General features: G+C 66.3%; 20 protein-coding genes and 3 pseudogenes. 7 read left to right on the forward strand and 16 right to left on the reverse strand.

Annotated features, from left to right (window positions below):
- Nucleotides 1-286: 286 nt before the first annotated feature.
- From OHS82_RS43495 to OHS82_RS10265, 5 genes and pseudogenes are all read right to left on the reverse strand, one after another.
- Nucleotides 287-440: pseudogene (locus OHS82_RS43495) on the reverse strand (pentapeptide repeat-containing protein); the annotation flags it as partial.
- A gap of 41 nt (nucleotides 441-481) precedes the next feature.
- Nucleotides 482-1,150 (reverse strand): hypothetical protein, encoded by a 669-nt coding sequence (locus OHS82_RS10250; protein ID WP_328433729.1) that lies wholly within the window; start codon nucleotides 1,148-1,150, stop codon nucleotides 482-484.
- A gap of 312 nt (nucleotides 1,151-1,462) precedes the next feature.
- Nucleotides 1,463-1,723 carry a hypothetical protein gene (locus tag OHS82_RS10255; protein WP_443041893.1) on the reverse strand — a complete coding sequence of 87 codons (261 nt, stop codon included), beginning with the start codon at nucleotides 1,721-1,723 and terminating at the stop codon, nucleotides 1,463-1,465.
- A 111-nt stretch (nucleotides 1,724-1,834) separates the two neighbouring features.
- Nucleotides 1,835-3,100, reverse strand: coding sequence for a hypothetical protein (locus tag OHS82_RS10260; protein WP_328433730.1), 1,266 nt, complete (start codon nucleotides 3,098-3,100; stop codon nucleotides 1,835-1,837).
- Nucleotides 3,101-3,242: 142 nt separating this feature from the next.
- Nucleotides 3,243-3,647, reverse strand: coding sequence for a type II toxin-antitoxin system PemK/MazF family toxin (locus tag OHS82_RS10265; RefSeq protein ID WP_143644684.1), 405 nt, complete (start codon nucleotides 3,645-3,647; stop codon nucleotides 3,243-3,245).
- A gap of 167 nt (nucleotides 3,648-3,814) precedes the next feature.
- On the opposite strand from OHS82_RS10265, the pseudogene OHS82_RS10270 reads away from it, so the two are divergent.
- Nucleotides 3,815-4,036: pseudogene (locus OHS82_RS10270) on the forward strand (transposase); the annotation flags it as partial.
- 46 nt (nucleotides 4,037-4,082) lie between these two features.
- Here OHS82_RS10270 and OHS82_RS10275 read toward each other — a convergent pair.
- From OHS82_RS10275 to OHS82_RS10295, 5 genes are all read right to left on the reverse strand, one after another.
- The gene (locus tag OHS82_RS10275; protein ID WP_328433731.1) at nucleotides 4,083-5,267 is read right to left on the reverse strand and encodes a Wadjet anti-phage system protein JetD domain-containing protein; all 1,185 of its coding nucleotides are present in this window, start codon (nucleotides 5,265-5,267) and stop codon (nucleotides 4,083-4,085) included.
- A 1-nt stretch (nucleotide 5,268) separates the two neighbouring features.
- Nucleotides 5,269-8,685 (reverse strand): ATP-binding protein, encoded by a 3,417-nt coding sequence (locus OHS82_RS10280; RefSeq protein WP_328433732.1) that lies wholly within the window; start codon nucleotides 8,683-8,685, stop codon nucleotides 5,269-5,271.
- Nucleotides 8,682-9,308: a DUF4194 domain-containing protein gene (locus OHS82_RS10285; RefSeq protein WP_328433733.1), complete on the reverse strand. Its 627-nt coding sequence runs from the start codon at nucleotides 9,306-9,308 to the stop codon at nucleotides 8,682-8,684. The genes OHS82_RS10280 and OHS82_RS10285 overlap by 4 nt, the downstream gene beginning before the upstream one ends.
- On the reverse strand, nucleotides 9,305-10,789 hold the full coding sequence (locus OHS82_RS10290; RefSeq protein ID WP_328433734.1) for a DUF3375 domain-containing protein: 1,485 nt from the start codon (nucleotides 10,787-10,789) through the stop codon (nucleotides 9,305-9,307). The genes OHS82_RS10285 and OHS82_RS10290 overlap by 4 nt, the downstream gene beginning before the upstream one ends.
- A 573-nt stretch (nucleotides 10,790-11,362) precedes the next feature.
- The gene (locus tag OHS82_RS10295; RefSeq protein WP_328433735.1) at nucleotides 11,363-11,857 is read right to left on the reverse strand and encodes a hypothetical protein; all 495 of its coding nucleotides are present in this window, start codon (nucleotides 11,855-11,857) and stop codon (nucleotides 11,363-11,365) included.
- A 480-nt stretch (nucleotides 11,858-12,337) separates the two neighbouring features.
- Between OHS82_RS10295 and OHS82_RS10300 the strand changes: the two genes are divergently transcribed.
- A complete protein-coding gene (locus tag OHS82_RS10300) occupies nucleotides 12,338-12,742 on the forward strand; it encodes a hypothetical protein (RefSeq protein WP_328433736.1) in 405 nt (134 codons plus the stop codon).
- 218 nt (nucleotides 12,743-12,960) lie between these two features.
- Here the strand turns inward: OHS82_RS10300 and OHS82_RS10305 are convergent, their stop codons facing one another.
- The 3 genes from OHS82_RS10305 to OHS82_RS10315 form a co-directional block, all read right to left on the reverse strand.
- Nucleotides 12,961-15,639: an ATP-binding protein gene (locus OHS82_RS10305; RefSeq protein WP_328433737.1), complete on the reverse strand. Its 2,679-nt coding sequence runs from the start codon at nucleotides 15,637-15,639 to the stop codon at nucleotides 12,961-12,963.
- A gap of 272 nt (nucleotides 15,640-15,911) precedes the next feature.
- The gene (locus OHS82_RS10310; protein WP_328433738.1) at nucleotides 15,912-16,361 is read right to left on the reverse strand and encodes a hypothetical protein; all 450 of its coding nucleotides are present in this window, start codon (nucleotides 16,359-16,361) and stop codon (nucleotides 15,912-15,914) included.
- Between the two features lie 133 nt (nucleotides 16,362-16,494).
- Entirely contained in the window at nucleotides 16,495-17,067 is a 573-nt protein-coding gene (locus OHS82_RS10315; protein ID WP_328433739.1) for a hypothetical protein, read from the reverse strand.
- Nucleotides 17,068-17,328: 261 nt separating this feature from the next.
- Between OHS82_RS10315 and OHS82_RS10320 the strand changes: the two genes are divergently transcribed.
- Nucleotides 17,329-17,823 carry a hypothetical protein gene (locus OHS82_RS10320; RefSeq protein ID WP_328433740.1) on the forward strand — a complete coding sequence of 165 codons (495 nt, stop codon included), beginning with the start codon at nucleotides 17,329-17,331 and terminating at the stop codon, nucleotides 17,821-17,823.
- A gap of 127 nt (nucleotides 17,824-17,950) precedes the next feature.
- Here the strand turns inward: OHS82_RS10320 and OHS82_RS10325 are convergent, their stop codons facing one another.
- Complete coding sequence (locus tag OHS82_RS10325; RefSeq protein ID WP_256960205.1) at nucleotides 17,951-19,048, reverse strand: IS110 family transposase; 1,098 nt, start codon at nucleotides 19,046-19,048, stop codon at nucleotides 17,951-17,953.
- 424 nt (nucleotides 19,049-19,472) lie between these two features.
- Between OHS82_RS10325 and OHS82_RS10330 the strand changes: the two are divergent.
- Nucleotides 19,473-20,388 (forward strand): annotated as a pseudogene (locus OHS82_RS10330) (glycosyl hydrolase); the annotation flags it as partial.
- Nucleotides 20,389-20,729: 341 nt separating this feature from the next.
- Here the strand turns inward: OHS82_RS10330 and OHS82_RS10340 are convergent.
- Entirely contained in the window at nucleotides 20,730-21,110 is a 381-nt protein-coding gene (locus tag OHS82_RS10340; RefSeq protein ID WP_328433741.1) for a hypothetical protein, read from the reverse strand.
- Nucleotides 21,111-21,721: 611 nt separating this feature from the next.
- Between OHS82_RS10340 and OHS82_RS10345 the strand changes: the two genes are divergently transcribed.
- From OHS82_RS10345 to OHS82_RS10355, 3 genes are all read left to right on the forward strand, one after another.
- Nucleotides 21,722-22,399, forward strand: a complete 678-nt coding sequence (locus OHS82_RS10345; protein ID WP_086746786.1) for an SDR family NAD(P)-dependent oxidoreductase — start codon at nucleotides 21,722-21,724, stop codon at nucleotides 22,397-22,399.
- A 240-nt stretch (nucleotides 22,400-22,639) separates the two neighbouring features.
- A complete protein-coding gene (locus OHS82_RS10350; RefSeq protein ID WP_086746785.1) occupies nucleotides 22,640-23,527 on the forward strand; it encodes a dioxygenase family protein in 888 nt (295 codons plus the stop codon).
- A complete protein-coding gene (locus OHS82_RS10355; RefSeq protein WP_086746784.1) occupies nucleotides 23,524-23,961 on the forward strand; it encodes a nuclear transport factor 2 family protein in 438 nt (145 codons plus the stop codon). The genes OHS82_RS10350 and OHS82_RS10355 overlap by 4 nt, the downstream gene beginning before the upstream one ends.
- A gap of 352 nt (nucleotides 23,962-24,313) precedes the next feature.
- On the opposite strand, the gene OHS82_RS10360 is transcribed toward OHS82_RS10355, so the two are convergent.
- Nucleotides 24,314-25,009: a TetR/AcrR family transcriptional regulator gene (locus OHS82_RS10360; RefSeq protein ID WP_327723500.1), complete on the reverse strand. Its 696-nt coding sequence runs from the start codon at nucleotides 25,007-25,009 to the stop codon at nucleotides 24,314-24,316.
- Nucleotides 25,010-25,300: the final 291 nt, after the last annotated feature.

Raw genomic sequence — 25,300 nt, forward strand, 5'->3', positions numbered from 1 at the left:
CCTGTGTGGCTGTATTTACTACGCTGTGCCCCATGCGTATCGATCGGGCCTACGGATCAGCGATCGCTTCGTTGGGTGACCACGCTTAAAAAATGGCTCCGCTCTTCTGCGTAGCGGGATCGCAAGTAGAGTGCGATGGCTCCGGGACCGACAGGGGACGCGGTACCGGAGAATACAGCCACCGTGGTCAGCGATTGACGGTGATCGTCTCGCACGGTGGGTTCGAGCGCACCGGTTGCTTCAGCGTTCGGTGGCTGCGGCGGCCCCTGGTGGTGGGAGTGCTGGGTCAGCGTTTGACGTGGTTGCGGACGGCAAGGCCCAGAAGGATGGGCTCGGTGACACGAGACGCCATCTCGATCTAGGCGCCCAGTCGTGGTCAGGTCCCGGCCGGAGGAACGGAACACCACCGAGTTGAGCGTGATATTCAAAGCCTTCTCGAAGGGCTCTCTCAAGCTTAGCCTGTGGATGGCGAGCTGCAGACTTACCGCAGACCACCGGAGCAATCCTTGATCGGAATAAAGGACCTCTCCGCGACTTCTTTGGAATTTTTGAGAAACTGCTGGGACGGCATGTTCTTGTTCGCCCGAGTGTTTCGGTATGCTCCCGCAGTCAAATCCTGCCCTGGCTCTTTCGTCCATGTCCCTCCACGCCAGTCGGTGAACCACACCTGAATCTTTTCACTGCCCTCAATGAAGCCTTCTGATTCCGGCACCGGGCGCAAATGTTCCTCCCTGAGCCTCTTGTCCGTGATCTGCCATGTCGTACAAGGCTTCAGTGTCTCGATCCGCGCGTATCGATCTTCTCCGTTCTTGAGCACGATCCTCAGGACGACGTCATCGAGCGATGTCGGATTCCAATTGTGAATCGTCGCCATATCGCCGTTGATTCCCTTGGCCACATTCACGTGCTCGGCCTCCACTCTGAGAGTGGCCTGCTGCGCAGCCTTCCTGTCTTCCTGCGCCTGACGTGTCGTCTTTACCGTCGCCGCGTCCTGGCTTACTCGGTTCCAAACTCCCAGGCCGAGAGCGAGCGCTGCGATCACTGCAGCACTGCTCGCTATAATTAAAGACCTTCGTTGGAGTTTGTTCGAACGGCGCTGTTCATCGAGTGATTGTCGGGAAATCGCTATTGCCTGCTCTTCCTCGGACATGCACATCTCCACGGTTCGTAAGGCAGTCCAGGTGACGTTGCCGCCCTCACGTGCTAATACTGGCCTGCGAAGGCTGCCTTCACTCCACAGACCCTCGTTTGTTACGACACAGGTACACAGTGGGGCGATGAACTGGTCAAGCCCTTCAACGCGAAAGTGGAGACTCCCATCAGATGATACGTGCTGAATCTTGGAGTTGCGTTCGGACGGGGAGCTTGTATTCGATAGTGAGCCGGTCTATCAGAAGGCTCACCGAACGCGATGACTGGTACTGGTAGCAGGGTCCCTTGCATGATCGCTTTCTGTCCGGGTTCATCCGGCGAGGCCGAGCGCAGTCAAGGGTCTGCGGCAGTCGTGGGCGGTGTGGCGTAGGGCGGCGGCGATGTTGATGTGGTCGCCCTGGCGGTGGACGCCGATGGCGAGGTTGCGCAGGCTGGCCATGAGACGCGGGAGACGACCGATATGGATCTTGGAGTCGTCCTCGCGGACCGTTCGGTCGCGGACGTGGTGCAGAAGATTTTCGATCTTCCAATGTCCTCTGATCCAGGTGGCGAGCTGGGCGCCGGTCGCCACGCCGGGCGGGGGAGTGTAAATCTAAATTGACACACCCGATTGACGCGGTCACCACCGGACACGGCGTTGACCTCTGCCTGCGGATTTAACGAACTACCGGTAGCCGAGGGATCAGGTGGCGGCCGCTAGATAGAGTCGCATCAAGGTGTCGTAGTCGATGAGGTCGAAGGTGCGGCTCATCCGGGTAGCTTCCCTGATTTCATCAGCTTTATAGTTTTCGTCGCTTCCCACAACGAGCACGAGTTCAGGTACGCCTAGCATCACCTTCAGTGCCTCTTGGGCTGCGGCTAGGTTCTGCGGGAAGGTGAAATATTCCTCGTAGTTACCGAGCTGGGCCACCCCGTCACCAACAGACAGAGTGAGCCGCCGTCGGGCATGGTCGCTTGCCGTGAGCGACTTCTTATCGAGTAGCGGCAGCTTGAACTCGACGATTTTCCAGTCGCCACCCTTGGTTCGGAGCAAGACATCAGGCTGGATCGAGACTTCCTTTGGATCCGGGTTTCCCTCCTTCCAGGGGAGCTCCACCTGATAGTAAACCTTATCCGCGCCGAAGACCTTCTCGATGATTTCACTGTGCTTTTCAATGAAAGCCGTCACTGTTGTTTCGCGTGCACCCTGGAGATACAGCGTGGCGAAACCGGCAGCGGTACACATTGCCTCAGAATGCTCGGGTGATGCGATTTGCACCCCAATAACACGGTCGTTATGAACTGGCGCGATCTGTGCGAGATCCGAAGCCACCTTGACAGCATCGGCCTCGACCGAGCAGGCATAGAAGAAGTTGACGAATTTGGGACGAACAAGGTTGCCGCTCCGACCCGACAGCATGCAATTATCGAGCATGACGCTGCGAAGCCGTTCAGCGTTGAGCGGCAGATGGGTTGCTCGGTCACTCATTCCAAGAAGGGAGGGCTTGCTGTCGAAGATGGCACGCACCCCTGGGAAGCGGTGTTCCAAAGCGTCGTCAGGGTAATCGCAGGTCAGATTGAGGCTAGTGAAGCGCGTCAAAACATTGGTCGGGCGATCATCTTCCATGCCGAACAGGTAAAAAGCCTCTTCGTCCAACGGGAAATTGTTGACGACTTGGTTCAGTGACGCAACTCGCTGCTCCTTCACTTGCAGTAGCTGCTGCTTCCTCATGGCCCCGATCAACTCCAGAGCGTAGTGAGTGTCTGTCTGCGTGAAAAGCAACGTACTAGGGAAAAGGAACGTCTCTCCCTCAGTGGGTCGGTACTTGCGATCGGCGACCAGCCTCCGAATATCTACAAAGTGCTTGTCGATTGCGGCCTTAGCTGTCTTCTCGAATTCAGCGAACGAGATTCCAGGCATAGTGAACTCCCAACCCCCTGCACCAACCTGGGCCACAACAGCAGCCATTCGTCCAGAGGGTACCGGGCTGCAACGACGAGGGTAGGCCGAACGGATCAAATCTCCTGGCGACCTCTGGCGCGGCCTAGAAGCCGACCGCTTATACTCCAGCCGTAGATCGTGATCTCGATGGTGAGTGGCGCCTCTCCGCCTACCCGAGTTCACCGAGACGGAGGGCGTCCCTTATCTCGCTGAGCTTCGCGGTTGTCGCTGGGGTCCGTTCCTTTACCTGTTCGCCGAGACGGAGGGCGTCCTCAATCTCGCTGAGCTTCGCGGAGGACAGGACGCCCGCCCGCTCGATCAGGTCGTCCCGGGACACGGTGGTCAGCCACGTACAGGGGGTAAAGCCCGGGCGCGGGAATGCGAACCGCAGCACGCCTTCAAAGGGCAGTCCTTCCATCGCGCCTACTTGCACTTCGACGCCCAGACCGCTGATGTCGACGCCCGCAGGAGTGACGACCTGCATCGCCCGGATCCTGGACGCGTCGTCTGCCGCCAGCAGTACGACCAGCCGCCGCTCGTCGAACTCCACCCACCAGACTTCGCCACGTTGCACATGTCCTCCTGACTCAGGACGGCAGGCGGAACTGCGCGACCCTGACGCGTTGTGGAGACGGGTGCGGCCACCGTTGATCATCGTGAGTTGTGTGGACTGACGAAGAGACGGTGGCCGCAGGTCACAGCATAGAACCCGCCCTTTGGCGGGACGCATTCGAGGGCCTGATGGGCCGGATCGCGGGGCACTGCTCCCGGGTCGAACCCCGGCGCAGGGCGGCGTGGTTGGTGCTCGGTCTATTGGCCGACCTGCCGCGCAAGAACTGATGGACTATCGCCGAGTGGGCCGGCGAGACCACCCCGGACGGCATGCAGCACCTGCTGGGCAGGGCCAAGTGGGATGCCGATCAGGTCCGCGACGACCGGTGCGGCTACGTGGTGGAGCACCTCTGTTCCCCTTTTCACACTGACAGCCCGGCTGATGGCTGCTCAACACCTAGCGAAGCTCGTTGAGGACGTCCTCAAGCAGGTGGAACCGCACGCGTTCTTGTTCGAGTCGCACGTTCGGGCCGAACTCGCCGTCCACGAGGCTGTCGTAGACATCGGCTTCGTCGGGTGTGAGCGTGCCGAGTGGCCGGTGGGTGGGCGCATCTTCCTTCACCCACTGCCCGCGGTGTTCCAGGAGGGTGGGCCGGTTCATCAGGATCGACTGCGTGTGCGCGAAGGTCCGGCGCAGCCGGTCAAGGATGGTGAAGCCGTGGGTGTCCACATCGCCCCAGTAGACCAGGCGTACGTCGTGCAGCCAGGTCAGGGCGGACAGTTGGGTGACGGCGTAGCCGCCGCCGTGGATCACGATGCTGTGGGGCTGGTCGGGAAAGGCGAGGTAGGTGGTTTCGTTCTCGACGACATAGACAGTCGTGATGGCGGGCGGTGGCGCGGTGAACTCGTCCGCGCGCACCGTGAGTTCACTGAAGCCCGCCAGCGACTCGCCGCCGAGCAGCCGGAACCGCAGGTAGGCGGGTTTGCGCAGGAAGCGGAAGCGGGCGGCGAAGTCGGTGCGCGCGGCCTCGGCCTCGATGCGGTCTTCGGGAAGGCAGTGCTCGAGCAGGGTGGTCAGGATGGCTCTGTGCTGTTCGATGAACTTGGTGTCCACGCCGGGTACGTCGAGCTGGCGCAGGTAGACAGCCGGACCGCGGTAGTCGGTGATCCAGCGGATGGTGGCTTGGAGGCGTGACCAGTCGGCTTCCCGTTGGACAACTTTCATCGGGTTCTCGGCCATCCACGTGGCCAGTGGGGGCAGGGTCTCGTTTGCGGCGGCGAGGAGGGACGCGTAGCGGTTGACCGTGCCGGTGACGCCGAGGAGTTTGAACAGGTCGTCGCGGCGCTCGATCCAGACCCGGGCGGGGGCGTTGTTCACGCCGGCGAGGCGTCCGCCGAGCCGCCGGTATTCGATGCGCAGGTGTCGGTGTGCTGCGGGAGCCCAGGACGTTGCCCAGGCGAGGACGTCGTCGTAGTGCCGGGTGATGTCGCCGGCCTTCGGACCGCGCAGGGGGACGGCGAGGGGTTCCCAGTCGCTGCCGTCGGCGACCTGGCTGAGGAACTCGCCGCGATCCCAGCGCTTGCGCAGGCGAGCGGCGACGTCGCGGGGCGTGGTCCAGTTCAGGGTGCTGGTGGTTGCCATGTCAGCTCACCTGTCCGGATACGGGCTGCAAGGCGGACAGGGTGTGTGCGAGGCGTTCTTGGCGGTACTGGGCGATGGTCAGGGTGCGTAGGCGGGAGTGGTGTCCGGTGGGGTTGTCGACGAAGCCGACGGCGGATACGTAGGGCTCGATGACGTGAATCTTCTGCAGGGGCGTGACGATGAGGAGTTGCAGGCCGAGGCGCTTGAAGAGGTCCAGGGCGAAGCGGGCGGATTCCTCCGAGCCGCGGCCGAAGGCTTCGTCGATGACAACGAACCGGAACGTGCGGCTCCTGTTGCTGGTGGTGTCGAGCTTGAACTGGTAGGCGAGGGAGGCGGCCAGGATGGTGTAGGCGAGCTTCTCCTTCTGCCCGCCGGACTTGCCGCCGGAGTCGGAGTACACCTCGTATTCGGAGTTGTCCTCGCGGCGTCGTTCGCTGGCGCTGAAGACGAACCAGTAGCGCACGTCGGTGACGCGCTTGGTCCAGGCGCGGTCCGCATCCGTGTGTCCCTCGCGGCCCTTGAAGCGTTCGATCAGGCGCTGGACCTGGTGGAACTTCTCTTCGGAGTACAGGTCGGAATCGTCGCCGGACAGGACGTCGTCGGTGCAGGCTCGCAGTTCCGCGGTGAACTCGCGGATCTCGGTGTTCGGGGTCTGCTCGGGCTTGAGCATGATGTAGCGGCCCGGGTTGTAGTCGATGCCGGCCAGCGACTCGTTGATGGTGGCGATGCGGTCGCCGATCTCATCGGCCCAGATGTTCAACTGTGCATGGAATCCTGCGACTTCGCGGATCACGTTGGTCTTCAGATACGTGCGGAACTGATCCTCAAAGCGCGGCAGGTCGTCGGCGACGAGCCGTTGGTGCAGGGCGCGGTAGCCACCGGCGGAGGCGACGGAGTCGTCGAGCTCGTTGGTCTCGGCCGGGTAGTTGGTGCGGAAGGCGCCCATCTGGGAGGCGATCGTCTGGGCGAGGCGGGTCTGCTCTTTGCCCCATCGGTTCTTCTGAGCTGTCAGCTCCTCGCGCAGCCGGGTCTCGGTCTGGCCGCACTCCTGCGCGGTACGGCACGTCAACCGGGCGGTGGTCAGGCGCTGTTCGAGGGCCGGAAAGTGGGCCTGTGCATCGGCGGCGGCCGGTTCATCGAGTACGGCGCGGGCCGCATCGCGGGCGTGGATGGTCGTGTCCCGCTCGCCCGACACCTTCCCCCAGTTCTGGTTCGCCTTCTCGTAGGCGGCTTCCTGCTCGCCGATCTCGACGGCGATCTCCTCCAGGTGGCGGGTGAGTTCGTCCAGGTCCTTGGAGTCGGTCTGAAGGCGCTGCTTCTCCTTGGCCAGCTCGGTGATGTGCCGCACAGCCGAGGTCCAGTCGATCTCGCTGTAGTCGCGCATCGCCGCCAGCCGGTCGAGGACCTTGTCGCGGCTGATGGAGTCCTCGTGGGCGGCTTCCAGGCCGCGCTTCTTGCCGGCCAGCTCGCGCTGGGCGGCGTGGACCCGGCCCGCCTGGTCCACGAGGGCATCGATCTTCGCCTGGTTCGTCCAGCCCAGAACGTAGGTGCTGCGGTCGTCGATGCGGGTGCTGTCGTTCTTCTCGTGGCGGCCCCGCGCTCCCTTGATCAGTCCCTGTGCGGTGACGGCCAGTTCGGCATGCCGGAAGTCCTCCATGGTGAGCACGCAGGTGTGCGACGCACGGCGTTCGAGCTCACCGGCCACCCACGGGGCGAAGGATGAGTCGTCGCGTACTTCGAGTTTGGCGAACAGTGCGGCCGAAGGGGCTGCCTGGGGGCGCCGGGGCGGGAGCTTGCCGGGGACGCGGAAGTAGACCAGCTTCGTCCCCAGGTGGTGATTGTTGATCCACTCGGAGACGCGGGCGTACTGATCGCCAGGGACGAGGAGGGACAGGGCGAAGCCGCGCAGCAGCCGCTCGGCGGCGCCGGCCCAGGCTTGTTCCCCGTCGCGCACCTGGACGAGTTCGCCGGAAAACGGCAAGGCGCTCTCCTCGATGCCGAGTTCGCGGCACAGGCGGGCGCGTACCTCCAGCTGCCGGCGAGGGACGTTGCTGCGGCGCGAGCGCAGGCTGACCAGATCCTTGTTGAGGTCCTCTGCCTGCTGGTGCAGTCGATCGGCGTCGACCGCGAGCGTCTCCAGGGCCGTGAGCGACTCCTGCTTGCCCGCGGCGACGTCGTGCTGGGCCCGGGAGATCTCCTCCAGGCGGTCGGTGAACTGGGCCTGATCAGTGACCGGGGCCAACTCGGCCTGTTCCAGCAGGAGGGCGTGCTCGCGGGCGCGCCTGTCCCGTGTCGTGCGCAGGCGCTCCGTCTCCTCGATCTGGCGCTCCAGTTCACCCAGGCGCCCACCGCCCAGCCCCTCACGCTGCAGTTCCCACCGGCGCTCCTGGCCCCGCAGCCGCTCCAGCTCGTCCTTCGCTGCCTTCATCTGACTGTCCAGGCGGGCCAGCGACCGTTCCAGGTCGGTGCGCTCGGCCTCGTGCAGGACCGAGGTGCGCTCGGCGATGAAGTACCGCAGGGCGGCCTGCTGGGCCTCGGCCTCCTCGATCCGCGCGGCCAGGCCCTCGTAGGTGTGGCAGTCCCTGAGCAGCGGGGTGAGGGCCTCGATCTGGGCGCGGGCCCGCTGAACGGATTTGTAAGTGGTGGTCAGGGCGTCGAAGTGGCTGACGATGTTGTCGGTCATGGCGGCCGCGTCGAATGGTTCGAGCATGTGGCTGCGCACGAAGTCGTCCAGGCTGCCCACCGACTTCATCGACACCGTCTGGTGGAAGAGATCCAGGGCCTGCTCGGACTCGATGCCCATGCGGCGCCGGAAGTCCTTGCTGTAGGGTGGGAACGTCTTGTGCACGCGGACGTCGTCGGCGTCGAGGCGCTTCTTCAGGGCCCGCACTTCGGTGCCGAAATCGGCGAAGTCGCCGGCGACGGACAGAGCCCGGTCTGCGACGAGGAACAGCCGCTCCGGACTGGTGGCGTTGGCGTCGGCCAGCCAGAACACCTGTCCCAGCGTGACGGTCGACTCCAGCGCCGGGTTGCGGAACACCCCCAGGATGACCGAGTAGTTCCCGGGCTTGCGCAAGGCCACCGGCTTGGTGGTACCGGTCTCTTCGTTGCGTTCGGACTTGTAGTGGCCCAGGACGTAGGAGCGCAGGCTGCGCTCGCGGCTCTCCGCGCCGGCCGCCCGGTTGTAGGCGATCTTGTGGGCGGGCATGAACAGGGTGGTGATCGCATCCACCAGGGTGGACTTGCCAGAGCCGATGTCTCCGGTCAGCAGTGCGTTGGCGCCGCCGAGGCCGAACGACCACACGTGTTTGTCGAACGTGCCCCAGTTGTAGACCTCCAGGCGCTCCAGCCGGAACCCGGCCGCGGCAAGGTCGGTGGAGGTGGCCGTGCCGACGGGGCCGGACTGAGCGGGAATCACTGCTGCTTCTCCTGCGGGGTGTGGGAGCCCGCGTACTGGGCCAGGTTCGTTTCGAAGTCGGCGAGCCACTGCCCGTCGACGAAGGCTTTGATGATCCGCTGCACCTCGAACAGCTGCTCCTGGCCGCGGGCACGCCGCAGGAACTGCAGGTCGACCACCTTGTTGATGTGGCCGTCGATCTGGTCGACCAGGCGCGCCTCGTTGGTGCCGGCCGGGAGGAACGTGCGGATCATCTCGACAATTTCGTCCCTGGTGATCATGAGCCGGGTGCCGTCGGCGCCCGCGTCGAACTCGGCGAGCCGCTTGCGCAGCAGCACGACCAACAGGCTGACCGGGTAGGACAGCGACCGGCGGGGCATCAGCCGCGGCGGCCTCGTACGCGGATCGTGAACTTCGTCTTCGGCGTCGGGCTTCGACTGGAGGAAGGCGTAGCCCTCCACCTCGTCGATCACCACGCGCAGGCCCATGACCTCGACGTAGTCCTTGACGCGGGCACTCATGTGCAGCAGCGCGTCCCAGGCCCGCTCGTGCTGGTCGCGGAAGATCGGCCCCTTGAGCAGCTGGTTGACCGGCAAGGAGAGGGTGTGGGATGGCTGCGCGGTGGGGTTGGAAGGCGTGGTCATCGCCCCTCCTTCTTCTGGCTGGTGGCCCAGGCGACACCGGGGCTGGTGCGGGCGAAGGTGACCACGGGCACGGTGGCGACCTGCCGGATGTCGTCCCCGCCGATCCAGGTGATCTCTTCTTGGCGGTGGTCGTCGAAGACTGTGGTGAACCCGTCGTCCGGGAGGGCGAAGTAGGCGACGAGTTCGGCCAGTCCCTGCTCGAGCGGGTGCTCGCGCAGCGTCTCGGCAAGGGAGACCTGGGTGCGGGTGCCAAGAGCGCGGTGGACCGCGACCGTGAGCCGGGCGGGATCCACGTACACCGCCTCGAACAGGACGTCAGCGGCGAACTCCTCGTCGCCCGCCTGGATACCGGTACTGTCGATCGGCGCCTTGACCACCGGCGTGTACAGGGGCCGTTCCATCGGCAGCACGATGGCCGGTGCCGTCGCGTCGAGCTCAGCTATCAGATCCACACCGGGAACGTCGCGCAGGGCCAGGGCCCGGGACTCGATCCCGCGCACCAACTGCAGGACGCGGCGGTCCTCCGAACGCACCTGGTCATCCAGGAAGCGGCGCAGCTGGTCCGAGAGCTGCCGCACCGTGCCCTGGGTGCGTTCGGCGGCCTCCAGCCAATCCCGGGGCATGCGCCGCATCCTCGGGTCGGGCTCGCCGATGGCCTCCATGGTCTCGACCTCGGCCAGCAGCGTCTTGAGTTCGTCCTGTCGGCTTGGGGCGAGCAGGAAGTCGTAGAACGCCTGGAAGGTCCGGCCCTGGTCCGACTCGGCGATGCTCTCGCGACTGCCCAGCACCTCATCGAGGAGTCCGGCCTTGGCCCCGTCCCACGCGGCGATCTTGCTCCGCAGGTCGCGGTCCAAGTCCCGGAAGTTCGCCTCGACCTCGCGGAAGTCGGCCAGCAACCCGTACGCGGTCGCAGTCATCTGCTGATATCGGTCCCGCAGCCCCGCGCTGTCCAGCACATCTACCTCGCCGGCCTCAACCCGCTCGATCTCCTGGTCGATCTCGTGCCGACGCCGGGTGAGCTCGGCCAGTCGCGCATCGGGGTCGGTCTCGGCCCCGAACGTCATCTGCCGCAGCAGATCGAAGATCGTGTTCAAGCGCGACTCGGTACCGACGAACGAGCGCTCCTCCAGCGACCGGATCCACGAGATGGCCTTCTCCACCGCAGCCGTGGCGTCAAAGTGCGGCTCGTCCGAATCCGGCGGATAGTACTTGCGCAGCCAGCCGTTTTCCGGCGCCGACCAGACATCCAGATACGCCTTCGCAGACTGGGGAAACGTGCTCCGCCCCAGCCGCTCATTGAGCGCGAACAACTCGTCGTCCAGCCGTTCAACAAGCTCCGCACCGGCAATCGAGCGCGCCCCCTGCTCGACGAACACCTTGTTGAAGAAGCTCAACATCAGCGCCGCGTTACCGGCCGTCAGCAGCCGCCACGCGGAGCTCTGCTTCCGCAACGCGACCAGACGGTCGTAGTCCAACTCCATGCATCCTGCCCCTCACTACCCCACCGCGCACGACGGTATTTCTCGCCAGCGTCGAAAACGCACGCCCCACACGGCCGACGCCCACGCCCGCACAAGCCGTGCACGGACATTCCGTGGCGGCCACAAAAGAACCGTAGAGGCCACCACTGACAACGGAGCTGCGCAGGAAAGGCAGCCGGATGGGTCACACGCGGACTCAGGGAAGGAAGACAGCAGGCAGGAGGGCCTACCTAACCTGATTCCAGAACTTTTCCGATCCTCATCCCCGCAGCCCTTTCCGAACGAAATTTCGAATCCCAACCCGAAGACTCTGGCCCGCCGACCGACCTGCCAGCGTCCTGCGTCATCGGGTCTTGGGCACATGCCATCTGCCGGACGCAAGGCCACCTCATCGAATCTCGATCGTGCCCGGTCGGAGCTGGGCGGAGGGTGCCATCCATACGCCGAGACACCTGAAAGCACGGCAGGACACAGCAAGATCAGAAAGATCCCTGAGCCGGTTGGCTGCGGCCGGCGTGACGCTGCTGTCCCGCATCGCCGACTTGAAGGCGGCCGAGCGAGGAGCGACCAGGACTACGAGGCAATACCCACCTGGGCGACGTCCGGCGTACCGAACAGGTCATCGAAGCGACGGGCTCCCTGGGCAGAGATCAGAAAGTACGGGGCGCCCGATCCCGCAATGCTGTGCGGCCCTTTCTGTCCTGCGGCAAGCACGTCGTACGGCGACCACGCATCGAGGCCATCGAACACGTAGTAGACCGGCAACTGCGTCCAGGCAACGAGCTGCAAATGCGCCAGCACGGCGGCGCGTTCGACAGCATGTCGGCCCGTTCGCCTGCTGGTCACGCCGCCCTTGCAGTCGATCAGTACGAGGTCTTCGGCCTTCGCCGCAATGAGATCCGGGAACCAGCGGATGGAACTGTCGGTCTCCCGGAGCGCGCATTGAAGCGCCCGGCTCAGCTGCCCTTGGCCCCAGAAGTCGACTTGCCACCCTCGCTCGGTGAGCTGCTCGGCGACGTGCCGCTCATGCGCGTCACCTATTGCTTTCCGTTGCTGAAAGCTCGTCATGGATGCAGTGTGGCCCGCGAAACGAAGCAGGTAACCCATCGTGGATTGAACCTAGCCAGTCCCATTCAGTCTCAGTAGTTCTCACTGTGTTCGCGTCAGTCCGTGGACGTCCGCCTACGTCCGCACACGTTCACCGCAACTTGGCCGAAATTCGACAGCACAACTGCGCTGCGACAGGGGAGCTACCCCAACTGGAGGCCGTGGTCAGCCCACGCAGACACCAGGACCGCCAGCTCGCCGGCCTCTGAAACAGGGCCCGCACCAGGAGTCAGGAGCAGCAACTGCTTCCAAGCGGATCGTCGTCTTCTCAGTCAGTACGGCATCGTCCCCGATCGGCCACCGGCTGGCAGCCGCCCCGGCTCCGTCCTGGGCGAACGCCGATCCGTGTCCGTTCGGCCCAGCACCACGCGCCGGGCCAGCGTCATCTCCATAAGGTCGCTGTGACGGTCGTGCAGGCCACTGGACCGAAAGGAATGACCGATGCGGATACGCGCCGCGTTCGTCGCCGCAGTGACGGTTGCCCTCGCCGCCGGCCCCTTGGCGGGCCTGGCCCATGCCCAACCCGATCTGGACTGCCGCGACTTCGCCTTCCAGGAAGACGCCCAGGCAGAGCTGAACCGAGACCCCAGCGACCCCCACCGGCTGGACGAGGACCAAGGGCCGGACGACGGCATCGCCTGCGAGGTCCTGCCCCGCAGAAGCACCACCAGCACGACGACGCCCACGCCTTTGCCCACCCGCGGCGTCCAGGGCGGCATCGGCGGCAGCACCGGCCCCGCCGACTTCGAGCGGACCCTGGGCACGGCCCTGGCCTGCACCTCCCTCGCTGCGGCAGCTGCTTACGCGGCCCGGCGACACCGAGGCGCCGGCCTACGCAGACACTGACCGGCCACCGCAGAGAGCTTCACCGACGCGAGCCGTCCCTCACCGTCGCTGAGCGTCCGGGACGAGTTTCTCCAGGCCAGTCCTGTTATCGAAAAGCGGATGCGTCTCAGGTCGGGACCGCGCCAAGGTGCCCCGGACGGGTCTCCGGATACGGGAGCGGTCTTGCCAGCTACGTGTGAGCTGGTTTCCTGATGGCCTCGCGGATCTGTGTATTCAACTCACTGAGGCCGGCGGAAGCGCCGGGCGCGGGGCACGGGGTGGGTGAGGCTCTTGGCGAGTTCGGGGTCGGCAAGGGCGGGAAAAGGTATGCCGGCGGCGTGGTGATGGGTGCGGGACTGCTGCAGTGTGCGGAGGACGTCTTGGTGCCGGCCGGCGGCGCCGTAGAGGCGGGCCAGGCGGAAGCTGGCCTGAGCGGCGCCGGCGTGGTCGCGGAAAGTGGCGAGGGCCTGTTCTGCCAGCGTGATGGCGTCGCTGAGGCGGTTTGCCTCGGCGAGCAGCAGAGCTTGGAGGGTCAATGCCCTGCTGTGGCCTCGATGGTCGCCGCAGGCGTCGGTCTCCTGGAGCGCACGCCTGATCAGTTCTGCGGCGGTGTGGTCGCCTTCATAGAGGGCCATGTCTGCCAGCCCCAAAGTGACCCAGGTGTGCCCGCGGTGGTCCCGGACGGCGTGCAGGATTTGGGCAGCGTCCTCGTAGTGGGTGCGGGCCGCGGCCCATCGCGGATCCTGTGCAGGACGACTCGTGGCGGGGCATCCGGGCCAAGGGCCTCCATACCAGCGGCGAGGGAGCGGGCAGCCGCCCGTCGTGCTCTCCTTCTCGGTATCGGCGCGGGTGCGCAGGATCCAGCCGACGCCACGGATTTCCTCGTTGGCAGCGAACAGAGCCTGGGCTTCGTCGAGTTGAGCGAGGGCTTGGGTGTATCGAGCGTGGTGCCGGCTGATCACCGCCTTTTCCCGCAGGGTCCAGGCCAGCCCGCGCTCCAGTGGCAGGGCCCGGAAGCGCAGCTCGGCCGCGGTGAGGGTTCGCTCGGCTTCCCGCAGTGCGCCTTGCTGGCGCTGCAGGATTCCCAGGTTGCCCAGGGCGTCGCTTTCGCCGTGTGCGTCGCCTGAGCTGCGGAAGAGAGCGATCGCTTCGCTGAAGCACTCTGCGGCCCTGTCCAGGTCATCGCCGCCGTCGCGCAGGGCTTCGCCGAGGTTGCGCAGCAGCGCGGCACGGGCCTGGCCATCCCTCAGCCGGTCGGCCGCGTCCAAAGCGAGCCCGTGGACCTGACCGCTGATGTCCCAGCGCCATTGATGCTCAAGAGCGATGCTCATCGCGTCGGTGATCTCCCAGCACAGCTCCCACCACCCGCGAGCGTGAGCGTGGGTGACGGCTGCCACCAGAACGGCACGCTCGGCTTCAAACCAATGGACGGCCTCCCACACGTCACCTGCCACGGCGTCCTCCGGCGGGGAACGACGGACTGCCCCGTCACGGCCGCTGTGCCGGGCACCTGCCGGCCGTAACTGCGCATCGGCTGCGTCGGCCGCGCTGAGGAGGGCACCGAGCAGACGCCGCACGGCGCTGTCGGCCTCGCCCACCGACTGCTCGGCCGCCATCTCCTTGGAAAACCCACGCGCGAGATCATGCAGCACGAGGCGCTGGCCGCCTGTCCCGCCGCGGCGAGCCTGCACGAGATGAGCCAGCAGGAGTCCCTCCAGGCACGCGTCGGCCGCATCGGCGTCCACGTCCAGTAGAGGCGACAGCGCCCACGTCGGCAGGTCGGGAGTGTCCAGGGCCGACAACAGCCGGAACGCACGCCGCTGCAACGACGGTAGCGCCTCATAACCGACGCGGAAGACCGCCCGTACGCTGCGCTCGCCCAGGCTCAGCACATCCAGCCTCCGGTGGTCGTCGGCCAGATCGCGGGCGAACGAGTCCAAGGTACGCGCGGGAAAGGTGGCCAGCCGCGCTCCCGCGATACGAAGGGCCAGCGGGAGCCCGCTGCACAGACCGACCACAGCGCGGCCTGCTTCAGGGTCCTCGTCCACCCGGTCCGGGCCGCTGATCCGTCTCAACAAGTCCCAGGCGGCGCCCTCGTCCAACCCCGGCAAAGCGACGCGCTCATCAACGGCCAGCGTGGCAAGGGCCTGTCGGCTGGTGATCAGGACAACGCACGAAGACCCACCCGGAATCAGCGCACCTACCTGCTGTTCACTGGCCGCGTTGTCCAGGACGATCAGGACACGCCGATCGGCCAACTCCGTACGGAACTGCCGTGTCCGCCCGGCCACATCATCGGGGATTCTTCCGCGCGGTGTCCCCAGAGCCGCTAGGAAGTCGCCAAGGACCTCGCCCACAGCAGCAGCACGTTCCTCCGCCCCGTTCAGATCGACGAAGAGCTGACCGTCGGGGAAAAACTGCATCAGCTGGTGAGAAGCCTGCACCACGACAGATGTCTTGCCGATCCCACCCGGCCCGTGCACCAGACACACCCTGCACCCGCCAGGACGCTCAGCAGCCTCCACCAGCCGCGCCACCTCCTGGCCGCGCCCAGTGAAATCCGCCAGCGCCGGCGGCAACTGACGCGGGATACCGAACGATTCCGAAAGAAGAGCCAGCGCGTGCGGCGATAGCAGCATCCGCAATTCCTCAACGCCTACGGGATCCTCACCCAGAGCCAGTACCAGCCGCCGTCTCAGCTGAGCCTGTGCAGCAGAAGAACGACCCGCCTCCTCGACCAGGGCCGCACCCTCCTCACCAGGCAACCGTCCGACGATCCACCGGTACAGCCGCCCCAGCCGGTCGGCCACCGACTGCTCCACACCCTCCACCGCACGATCCGCCAGACCAGCGCCCAGCCTCTTCGCAGACACGATCGCCAAAGCGACAACTGCCGCCACGAGCTCCTCAACCGTCATCGACCGCCCCCATCCGGAGCTGCAACAACCGCGCCGTCCCACAACGCACTGCCGCCGCCCCGACAGCAGTCATGCCCAGAACGCCGCTAAACGGCACCCCCTCCACCGATCCCGGTGCAGTTCAACCAGCAGCGCGGATCGCGCAGTACGGCTGTGGCAGCTGAAATTGCACGGGTGTTGCTCTTCTCCAGCTCCCTCGGCATGGATCGTTGCTGATCACGGTGGTTTGCCGGGTCAACGCTTCGGCTGATCGCCCCAGCCGCATCCCTCATTCAGTGGCTCGGGAAGACGCTGGGAGACGGCACCCCTGCCGTCGTACACGCGGACTGCGGCTCGTTCTCTACGGCCAGTTCCCTGATGGTGACCTCGGACCTCCGATGGCCGCGCCCGTCCGGTGTGACGGTGAAGGTGAAGCACCCTGTCATATATGTCTCGCTGGTGAGGAGGACCCCCGGCCCGACGCCCAATAGCTCTGCCGTCACTATGACATCGGGACCGTGGCGCTCGATCCTGACCAGGCCCTGAGCCGGCTTTCCCTGAGGGAAAACCCGAGCGATCTCGCTGTCGTCCAGCACACCGTCGGCCGCCGCCCCGACGAGCTTTTCCTGCCGAGTCTCAGCACCACTCCGCATATCAGCGCGGGCCTCTCCCTCGGCGCGGTCATCCGCCGTAACCACCCGGATCCAAAGCCCGATGACGCATACAAGAAGCAGAACAAGCACAGCCAGACAACGCGGAGCCGGTCAAGGGCGAGCGGGATCGCGGATGATGCATCGGCAGGCACGGTCTTCCAGTCAGGTCACGAGGGCGTAGAGCACTCCATGATCACGGGACCTTGCCGGCATCGTCCTCAGGTCACATCAACGCCGCAGCCTTGCCTGCCACCCAGGTCTGCCAGACATGACGGGTGTTCGGCAGGTCAGGGCGGTCAAGGAGCCAGAGCACATACCCTGCATGGCACCGGGCCCACGGACTGTCGGAATCGGCTGCCCGATCGAGCCTGCCGCGCAGGTCAGCGCTGTCGACAGCCCGGGCAACCCGCACGTACTCGCGGTCCTTGCAGCGATACGCACGGTGGACGACGATCTCTACCAGGTCGGTGAGCTTCGCCTTGACGGCCTCCTCCTGGCGAGCACGGGCCACCTCCCGGATCAGGCTCTCCTTCGTACCCCACGCCTTCGCATGCTGCGTCCAGTCCTGGGGGAATCTCGCTTCCCACTCCAGGAAGAGCAACGCGTAGGGCAACCCCGGCCAAGTGGCCAGATCCTCGCTCGCAGGGCGATCCCACAGCCCGTCGGGCAGCGAACGTCTCTGCGCCTGCTGGTACCTCCGACGCGCCTTGAGAAAGGCCGGCTCCCGGTACTGCTCGTCCGCTTCCAGGAGCCGCGTCAGCCGCCACATCTCGTTGAACCGACCGAGCGCGTCCACGACCTGCCACCGTGCCTCAGCCAGATGGGCAAGCGCTGCGGTCCTCGCAGCCGGATCATCCGCTATCAGTCCGCACGCCCAGCTCAGTCGCTCATCCCATAGACAAGCGTCGTCCGCACCAGTACCTGCCTCTTCAGCCACGCAGGAGATCATCCCTCAGCACAGTCGGCTCGCTCCACCTAACGGTGCTGGCAGACGCAGCAGCTCCGAGGCGTACGTCACGTGAGCAGGGAACCGTCCGCTCGCCCTCCTTCAGCTCACGTGATCACGAAACGGACGCCCGACGACTACGCCGACGCCCTGAGCGAGTGGGCCGACACGGCCGCACGCCCTCTCGAGGACCAGCGCGCCGAAATCGTGCAGGAGATCGGCCTTCGCGGCCAGGCAGCCGAACGCAAGCGTCTGGACGACCTGGAAGAAGCACAGCACAAGCGCCTGCGATGGGAAGCCGCCAAGCGCCAGGCCAGGACCGAATACGCAGAGGCATACCGTGTCCGCCACCTCGAAGCACAGCACGCGGCGTGGCAGCGTACAGCGGGCCTCGTCGAGTACGTCGGCGCACTCCGCCTTCACGCAGAAAGTCTTCCTCCCGGGCCGGCCAGGGAGGAAGCCGAGGCATGGATCGCGTGGACCGAGAGCCACGTCCAACGCCTGAACCCGCTCAACGGTTCACCATTGCTACCCGAAATCCCCGAGCCCCGCACCGAAGACCTCCAGCCGTTCATGCACGGCTGGAGCCCCTACGGACCCACCTGAGCACCCACGCCGCCAGACTCCCGGTGCCGGCGACGGGTGACCCAGCCGCCGCCCAAACGAGATACAGACGGCGAGAGCACGGCCCCGCGAACCGTGCCCCTCTTGCCTCCGCGTCTCACAGACGCCCCTATAACCCGGGGGTGCGGGAAACCGGTCTGACCAGGTTGAAGACCTCTCGGGCGGCATACCGCTTGAGGCATCGGATGATCTCACGTCGGGTCTTGCCCTCCTGCGTGCGGCGTTCGTAGTACGCCTGGGTGCGCGGGTCGTGGCGCAGCCGAGTGAACACGATGCGGTGCAGGGCGGCGTTCGCCTGGCGGTCGCCGCCGTGGTTGAGCCGGCGCGTGCTCCGCCGGCCCGAGGAGTACTCGACGGGGCTGACTCCGCAAAGGGCGGCAAAGGATGCCTCGGTGTTCAGCCGCTCGGGGTTGTCTCCCATGGTGATCAGTAGAGTGACGGCACTGTCCGGGCCGATGCCCACCGGTACGAGCAGCTGCGGGGCGTGGTGTTCGACGAGCCGGGTCAGGCGCCGGTTCAGCTCATCGATCTGCCCGGTGAGTTGTTCGATGCGCTCGGCGAGCAAGCGCAGCGTCATGTGGGTGGCCTGGGTCACCGCGTCCTCGTCTCCCCCACCGTCGCACGGGCTGAAGCGCGCGCAGGTGCGGAACAGCTCGGCATTGCCGAGGTTCGACAGCCGTTCCCGCAAGGCGGGGTCGGCTATGACCAGGACGGCTTTGAGCTGGTTGATCGCCTGGGTGCGGGCCTTAACCGCGGAGTCCTTGGCGAGCTTGTACATCCGGGCGCTGTGCACCGGACCGTCGCCGGTTTTGGCCCGCGCCCGGGCGCGACCGCTGAGCACAGCCCGCGCAGCAGCCTGCGCATCGAGCGGGTCCGACTTCCCGAGCAGACGACGAGCCGTGCGGTCGGGCCGGTTCACTTCGAACACCTCGACACGCTGAGCCAGCAGGTAGCGGGACAGGCCCGCGCCGAAGGTGCCCGTGCCCTCCACGCCGGCCCGGCGCACCGTCCCCCGCTTGCGGGCCCAGACGAGCAGCTGTCGGTAGCCGGCCGCCGTGGCCGGAAAGGACTCGGTACCCAGGATCTTCCCGAGCGGGGAGACCGCGGCGGCAACATGCACCTCACCGTGCGTGTCCACGCCCAGAACGACCTCGCGCCGAACGGGCGGATCCGTGCTCGAGGAGGTACTGCGCTGTCGGGTCGTCATGATTGGTTCGCCTCCCGCGTGGTGACGTACTGGGTGGCTGGCACCGGCCTGCTCGGGCGGTCTGAACCGTGATGGCGCCTGAACTTCGGCAAGGCCCCTATTGGGACACGCCCTGTGGCTCGGTGGCAGCAGACACCATCCCGCAACGACAGTCGACAAGCCTGTGACTGGACACTTCGGTCATAGATCTCATGAGTCAGACCCCCGCCCGGGACAGCACCACGCAACAGTCCCACCAGGACCGGCACAAAGGCATGATCCGATCACTGCCGGATAGGTTCGTCCGAACCGGTGCTCAACCTGGCCTGGACGGGCTGACAGTGAGTTGACTTCTCGTCCACCCATGACCGGCATTGACGGCCAGCCGTGTGGCCCACCTTACCGGGAGTCCGTCGTCGGCCATGGCACGAACGGGCTGAACGAAGCCGACTTCGGGGGCGACGGCGGCGGCACCCTCACCGACCCGGCCAACGAGTGCAACATCGCTCAGGAGTACGCCTATCCCTCCATCCAGGTGACCCAGAACTGCGCTGTCAACGACGGCAGTTGGATCGACGACGCCTCCAAGGTCACGTCCTACGACGTCGCCCCGGCCGACAACGCCACCGGCGAGACCCGCTTCAGCGCCCCGCTCGCGGCCGACGCGGAGAGCCCCTCGACGTGGATCGCGGGCGGCCGTCACGTGTGGGTGCAGACTCACGGGTACGCCATCCGCAGCGGCGACGAGTGGGCCAGCGTGACGACCTCGGAGCCGACCACACCGCGACGGCCGTCGCGGCCTCCGGCGGCAAGGTCTACGCGGCCTGGTGCGGCCCCTGCAACAACCAGGGCTCCGCCCGCGGCATCTCCGTCGGCAACTCTGGGGGCACCTCCCGGACGGAGTCTGGGGGAGGCACCGGCTGGCACGACATCACGCTCCCGGTCGACGGGACCGTACCCAACCGCTACCTCTGCGGCTTCGCCGTCGACCCGAAGAACGCCGGCCACGTGGTCATCACGGTCAACGGCTTCTCCGGGCAGTGGACCGAGGGCCCGGGCCCGGGTGCGGGTGTCGGCCATGTCTTCGAGTCCAAGGACGGCGGCACCACCTGGAAGGACATCTCCAGGAACTTCCCTGACGTGCCGGCCGACTCCGCCGTCGTCACACCGTAGGGCGGCCTCGCCGTCGGCACCGACCTCGGTGTCGTCTACCGCGCCCGGGCCGAAGCACCTGGCAGCGCGTCGGCGACCTCCCGGCCGTCGCCGTGCTCCAGCTGAAGCTGGGCCTTGACGGCCGCACCCTGCACGCGGCCACGCACGGCCGCGGCATCTACTCGATCAAGGTGCGCGACTTCGGCTGACGGTGACGACGAGGAGGGGTGGCCGGGCCGATCGCCTGGTCATCCCTCCTTCGCATACGGCACCACACTCACGTACAGCGTGAACGCAACGCGCGACGCGCCCCCCTCACATCCGGAGGGCGCCACCGGCCCGACCGTCGCGGTCGACCAGCGGGCCAGGACGAACGGCGCGGGGCGGCAGCGGCTTGAGGGCCGCGTGATCGCGGGCGGCCCGAGTCCGATGACCTCGTGGTGCGTTGCGTGGGTGCGGGCGCGTCGCTGCGGCACCCAGGCCATGAAGGCGGCGTCCATCTCCTCAGTGGAGGAGAAGGCCCGTCCGGCGAGCACGTGGTCGCGGACGATCAGGACTTGGCGCTCGACCCGGTCCTTGCCGGTGGGCCGGTAGGCGGCCAGGACGTCGATGTCGATGTCGTAGTGGCCGGCGAAGCCAACTGCCTCCGGATGCAGACCTGCGACCTCTTCACTTTGTCGGGCAGCGTGGCGTGCGCCCAGCGGCGGAACGCGGAGATCGGCACCTGAAGCTTGTGCTCGTCGCGCAGCCGCTGGTGGATCGTGGTGGCCGTCACCGTTCCCAGCAGGCTCTCGATGTAGTCACGGTGCTGGTCGATGTCCGCCCAAGTGATCTGCCTCAGTCGGAAGTTGGCCAGTTCCAGGAACCAGCTCTTGAACAGTCCGGCCCAGTCGGCCTCGCTCATCGGCGGGCCGCCCGTGACATCGACCACGACGAACGTTCTCCTCGCCATCCGGGCTGCCCATCGGCCTTCCCACCCACAGGCCGAAGACCGCTCACGCGAACTCCGCGATGACCAGGTCCCTCGATCCCGAACTCCGCCGCACTCATTGCCAATCAGGAGAATTCAGGATGAAGAATAACGAAGTAACTAAAACACCCTAGACGGGGAAAATCGCGATCGCCGACAATCGTCGGACTGTAGGGCGGTGCCGCTCGACGCGTGACCGGTCGGGGCTTGTGACGTCACAGCACTGCGGGCCCGCACCGACCGCCACCCTGGACGCTACGGCCGCGAACCGTGCGCCCGGGCTCGATTGAGCACGTCAGGCCCGCTGGATGTTTGGTGCGAGCCCGCGCAGGAGTCCGGTGAGGGAGCCGCCCGAGTGACCGCACGCCGCGTCGCCTTGAGCACGCCGATCAGCTTCTCCCGCCCCCCGGGCGCCAGGGCTCACATCACGCGACAGACAATCGGATCACCCTATCCATTTCCGTGATACCGTGGCGACAGTGAACCGGAAAGAGCTATCCGGATCACGAATCGGATAAACCTATCCAGATCTCTGTCTTCCGGTGCCATATCTTCCTGAAAGGGACTTTGCCGTGACCAGCATCGCCATCATCGGAGCCGGCCCCCAGCTGGGCCTGGCCATCGCCCGCACCTTCGGCTCCCAGGGCTTCGACGTCGCCCTGATCTCCCGCAACCGCGAGAAGCTCGACAGTCTCGTCGGCACCCTGACCGGCGAGGACATCACCGCCGCCGCGTTTCCCGCGGACGTGCTCGACCGTGACGCGCTCACCCAGGCACTCAAGGACGCCGCCGCGAAGTTCGGCAGCATCGACGTCCTGGAGTACTCCCCGGTGGGGACCTTCGGCTCCACGGCTATGACCACCCCGGCCGACACCGAACCGTCCCACGTGCAGCACGAGATCGAGTTCCAGCTGTACGGGGCGATCGCCGCCACCAAGGCGGTACTGCCCGCGATGCGCGAGGCCGGTGCGGGCACCCTGCTCTACACGACCGGCGCCGGCTCCATCGACCCCGTGCCGCAGGTCGGCAACGTCAACGCCGCCGCCGCGGCCCTGCGTAACTGGGCGGTCAACCTGCACAAGGAACTGGACGGCACCGGCATCCAGGCCGCCCACGTCGGCATCGACGTGTCGATCGGCACGCCGGCCGTCCCCGGTTTCCCGACGGCCCAGCCCGAGGAGATCTCCCCCGTCTACTGGGAGCTGCACACCACCAAGCGCGACCAGGCCGAGCTCGTCTTCAGCCTCTGACACCGGACCGGCTTGCGTCATCCGTCCTTCGTCCAACCTTGATCGCGCCGCGGCGTTCCGGGCCGCGGCGCGGTCAAGGAGAAGGGCTCGGCTGCGACGGATACTGCCGACCGCGCCGTTCGCGGCCTCGGGCGTGATGGGGACCACCGAGTCCAGCGAGCAGTTAATCCCTCACACCCGCGGCCTGCTGATGCCTGCCATCAGCCAATCCCCCCACCGCATTTAGAGGAGTAGACCGGCATGACCACGACCACCGATCCGTCCTACGTCGACCCGGCACTGATCAACCCCCGCGCAGTCCGTCTCGTCAAGGCGTTCAAGGACGCTCTGGCCCGCATGCGGGACGAGGAGGGACTGACCTTCGACGACCTCAATGCGGTCACCGGCCTGCTGCAGAAGGCCCAGGCGGCCACGGGCGCCCCGCTGGCACTGGTCGCCATGCCGCTGTTCAGCGAAGTCTTCCAGGGCGGCCGGGACGGCTACACCCCCTCCGAAGAGGTCAACAGCCCCACGTACATCGCAGGCTCCCCACGCATCGACAATCCCGGCGTCCTGCCGATGCGACCGGACGAACCCGGCACTCCGCTCGTCGTGTCCGGCCGCGTTCTGGACGGCCATGGTCGGCCGCTCGAGGGCGCCAAGCTGGATATCTACCACGCGGCCAACAACGGCGACTACTCCGCGCTGTACGACGACGGAGTGCCCACGTACAACCTGCGCGGCCACCTGTTCACGGACGCCGACGGCCGCTACACCTTCACCACCGTCGCCCCGGTCGCCTACGCCGACTCCCATATCAGGAAGGTCGACGGGGTCGTCCAAGCCGTCGCAGCCCTCGGGCGCAGCCTCTACCGTCCGGCCCACATCCACTACGAGGTCCACCACTCCGACCTGATCACTCCCTGGCGGGGTGAGGTCTATTTCAAGGGAGACCCGGTCATCCCCGTCGACTTCGTCGGCGGAACCCTGGCCCCTCCCGCGCTGCAGGCCGACACCGTCCTGCACGAGGACCCCAAGGACACAGCAGCCGCAGGCTTCCAGGGCCCCTACCGTTCGATGGAGTTCGACTTCGTCCTCAAGACCCGCACCAGCCCGGACAGCATCACCCCAAACGGAACGACGGCATGACCGACGAGGACGCGACCGCCTGGGCGCTGGCCCGGCTCAACACTGCTTTTTACCACCACTACGACCGCCGCGAGTACGACGCGGTGCTTGAATTCTTCGCCCCCGACGCCCTCTACGAGCGGCTCGGACAGAAGATACGTGGCCATGGCGAGATCCTGGACCTGCTCAACGCCCGTCCAGGGCCCGAGGAGCTGACCGCCCGCCACATAATGGGGGCCACGCACTTCCACACCATCGGCGACACCACCGCTCAGGGAACCGTCACCCTGCTCGGGTACGGCGGCCGCCCACCCACCGAATCCGGACCCGCCCCCTACACTGTGGCCACCGGCGGACACATCTTCGAACAGGCCGACCACTACCGCCTCGACGACGGGCACTGGAAGATCACCCACCGCACACTCCACCAGATCCTCACCCCGATCCCCGACTGACGATCCCCACAGGGGAGCGCCGGGGTTCGGGTCTGATCCGCCGGTTCACCGACCGGAGCAGTCTTCTCCTGGCTCTCTTCGCCGAGGCCGAGTTTCAGGACGCGTGCAGGTCGGGTCCGCCTCCCCTCGGCATAGGGGCACCGGCGAGAGAACGACTCACGGCGTTCGCATGTGCATTCATCGAGTGCGTCGCGACCGTCACCGACCTGGGTGTCGCGTCGCCACGCCAACTGCCTCGCGAGCGCGGGTACATCTCCACAACTGCGAGTGCCCGCCACCGCCATGTGCCAGCGCTCTTGCCCGACATGCCGCACCCGTGCCGCGCCCTGGCACGGGTGCTCCGGTCCTGAAGTCAGCCGCCCTTGCCCGGCACCGGTCTGGTGGTGCCCTGGCCGACGCGGAGCATGGCCCTGTAGAGCGCGTCGTGCCCGGGCGAGCCGGGCAGCGGGCCGCGGGCCGGGGCCTCAAGAGACTGGATGAACAGGGCGACGACGCGCCGCCAGGCGTCCGGGGCGGCGTCGCCGGTGGCGTTGACGACGCCGGCGTTGGCCATGTGGATCAGTACGAGGTCCGAGGGGTCGAAGTCCTCGCGCAGGCGGCCGGTGGCCTTGGCGCGGTCGATGAGGCGCAGCATGGCTTCGTACGCCTCGTTACGGCGTTGCTCCAACACCTTGGCGGTAGGGAAGGTCATGGTCAGGACATCGGCGAAGCCGTTGTCGGCGGCCTGCATCGCGCAGGCGGATTCGATGTAGCCGACGAAACCGTTCCACGGGTCGGGGTCCTCCAGGGCACCGGTGACCACGTCGGCGTAGGCACCCATGCGGTCGGAGAAGACGGCGTCGACCAGTTCCTCCTTCGTGGGGAAGCGGCGGAACATGGTGGCGATCCCCACGCCCGCCTCGCGGGCCACGGAAGCCATGGAGGCGCTCAGGCCGTCCCGCGCGAACACCGTGCGCGCTGCGGCGATGATCCGCTCCCGGTTTCGCTCGGCGTCACTGCGCAGAGGCTGAACGGCGGGACCGTCGGGGTGCTGAGCGCCAGGGGTCATACCAGCCAGTCTAGCAATCGGATTGACCTATCCATTTTTCGTGCTGCGCTTGCCACAGCGAACCGGAGGGCGCTATCCCAATTCAGGAACATACAGGTGACTCCGTGACCAGTATTTCCATCGTCGGTGTCGGCCCCTGGTGGGCCTGGTCATCGCCCGCACCTTCGGCTCGAACGACTTCAGTGTCGCCCTGATACTCGCGAAAGCGCCAGAAGCTCGAAGGTCCTGCCGTCCTCTCGTTGCGCCACGGCGCGACGAGAGGACGGAATCGGTGTTCACGCGAGTGGACCA

This window comes from Streptomyces sp. NBC_00425 (assembly GCF_036030735.1).
Taxonomy (GTDB): Bacteria; Actinomycetota; Actinomycetes; order Streptomycetales; family Streptomycetaceae; genus Streptomyces.

Coding starts and splice junctions, on each gene's coding strand:
- OHS82_RS10250 (WP_328433729.1), bottom strand. CDS start 1,150: ATGTCCGAGGAAGAGCAGGCAATAGCGATTTCCCGACAATCACTCGAT.
- OHS82_RS10260 (WP_328433730.1), bottom strand. CDS start 3,100: ATGGCTGCTGTTGTGGCCCAGGTTGGTGCAGGGGGTTGGGAGTTCACT.
- OHS82_RS10275 (WP_328433731.1), bottom strand. CDS start 5,267: ATGGCAACCACCAGCACCCTGAACTGGACCACGCCCCGCGACGTCGCC.
- OHS82_RS10285 (WP_328433733.1), bottom strand. CDS start 9,308: ATGACCACGCCTTCCAACCCCACCGCGCAGCCATCCCACACCCTCTCC.
- OHS82_RS10290 (WP_328433734.1), bottom strand. CDS start 10,789: ATGGAGTTGGACTACGACCGTCTGGTCGCGTTGCGGAAGCAGAGCTCC.
- OHS82_RS10295 (WP_328433735.1), bottom strand. CDS start 11,857: ATGACGAGCTTTCAGCAACGGAAAGCAATAGGTGACGCGCATGAGCGG.
- OHS82_RS10300 (WP_328433736.1), top strand. CDS start 12,338: ATGCGGATACGCGCCGCGTTCGTCGCCGCAGTGACGGTTGCCCTCGCC.
- OHS82_RS10305 (WP_328433737.1), bottom strand. CDS start 15,639: ATGACGGTTGAGGAGCTCGTGGCGGCAGTTGTCGCTTTGGCGATCGTG.
- OHS82_RS10325 (WP_256960205.1), bottom strand. CDS start 19,048: ATGACGACCCGACAGCGCAGTACCTCCTCGAGCACGGATCCGCCCGTT.
- OHS82_RS10350 (WP_086746785.1), top strand. CDS start 22,640: ATGACCACGACCACCGATCCGTCCTACGTCGACCCGGCACTGATCAAC.
- OHS82_RS10355 (WP_086746784.1), top strand. CDS start 23,524: ATGACCGACGAGGACGCGACCGCCTGGGCGCTGGCCCGGCTCAACACT.
- OHS82_RS10360 (WP_327723500.1), bottom strand. CDS start 25,009: ATGACCCCTGGCGCTCAGCACCCCGACGGTCCCGCCGTTCAGCCTCTG.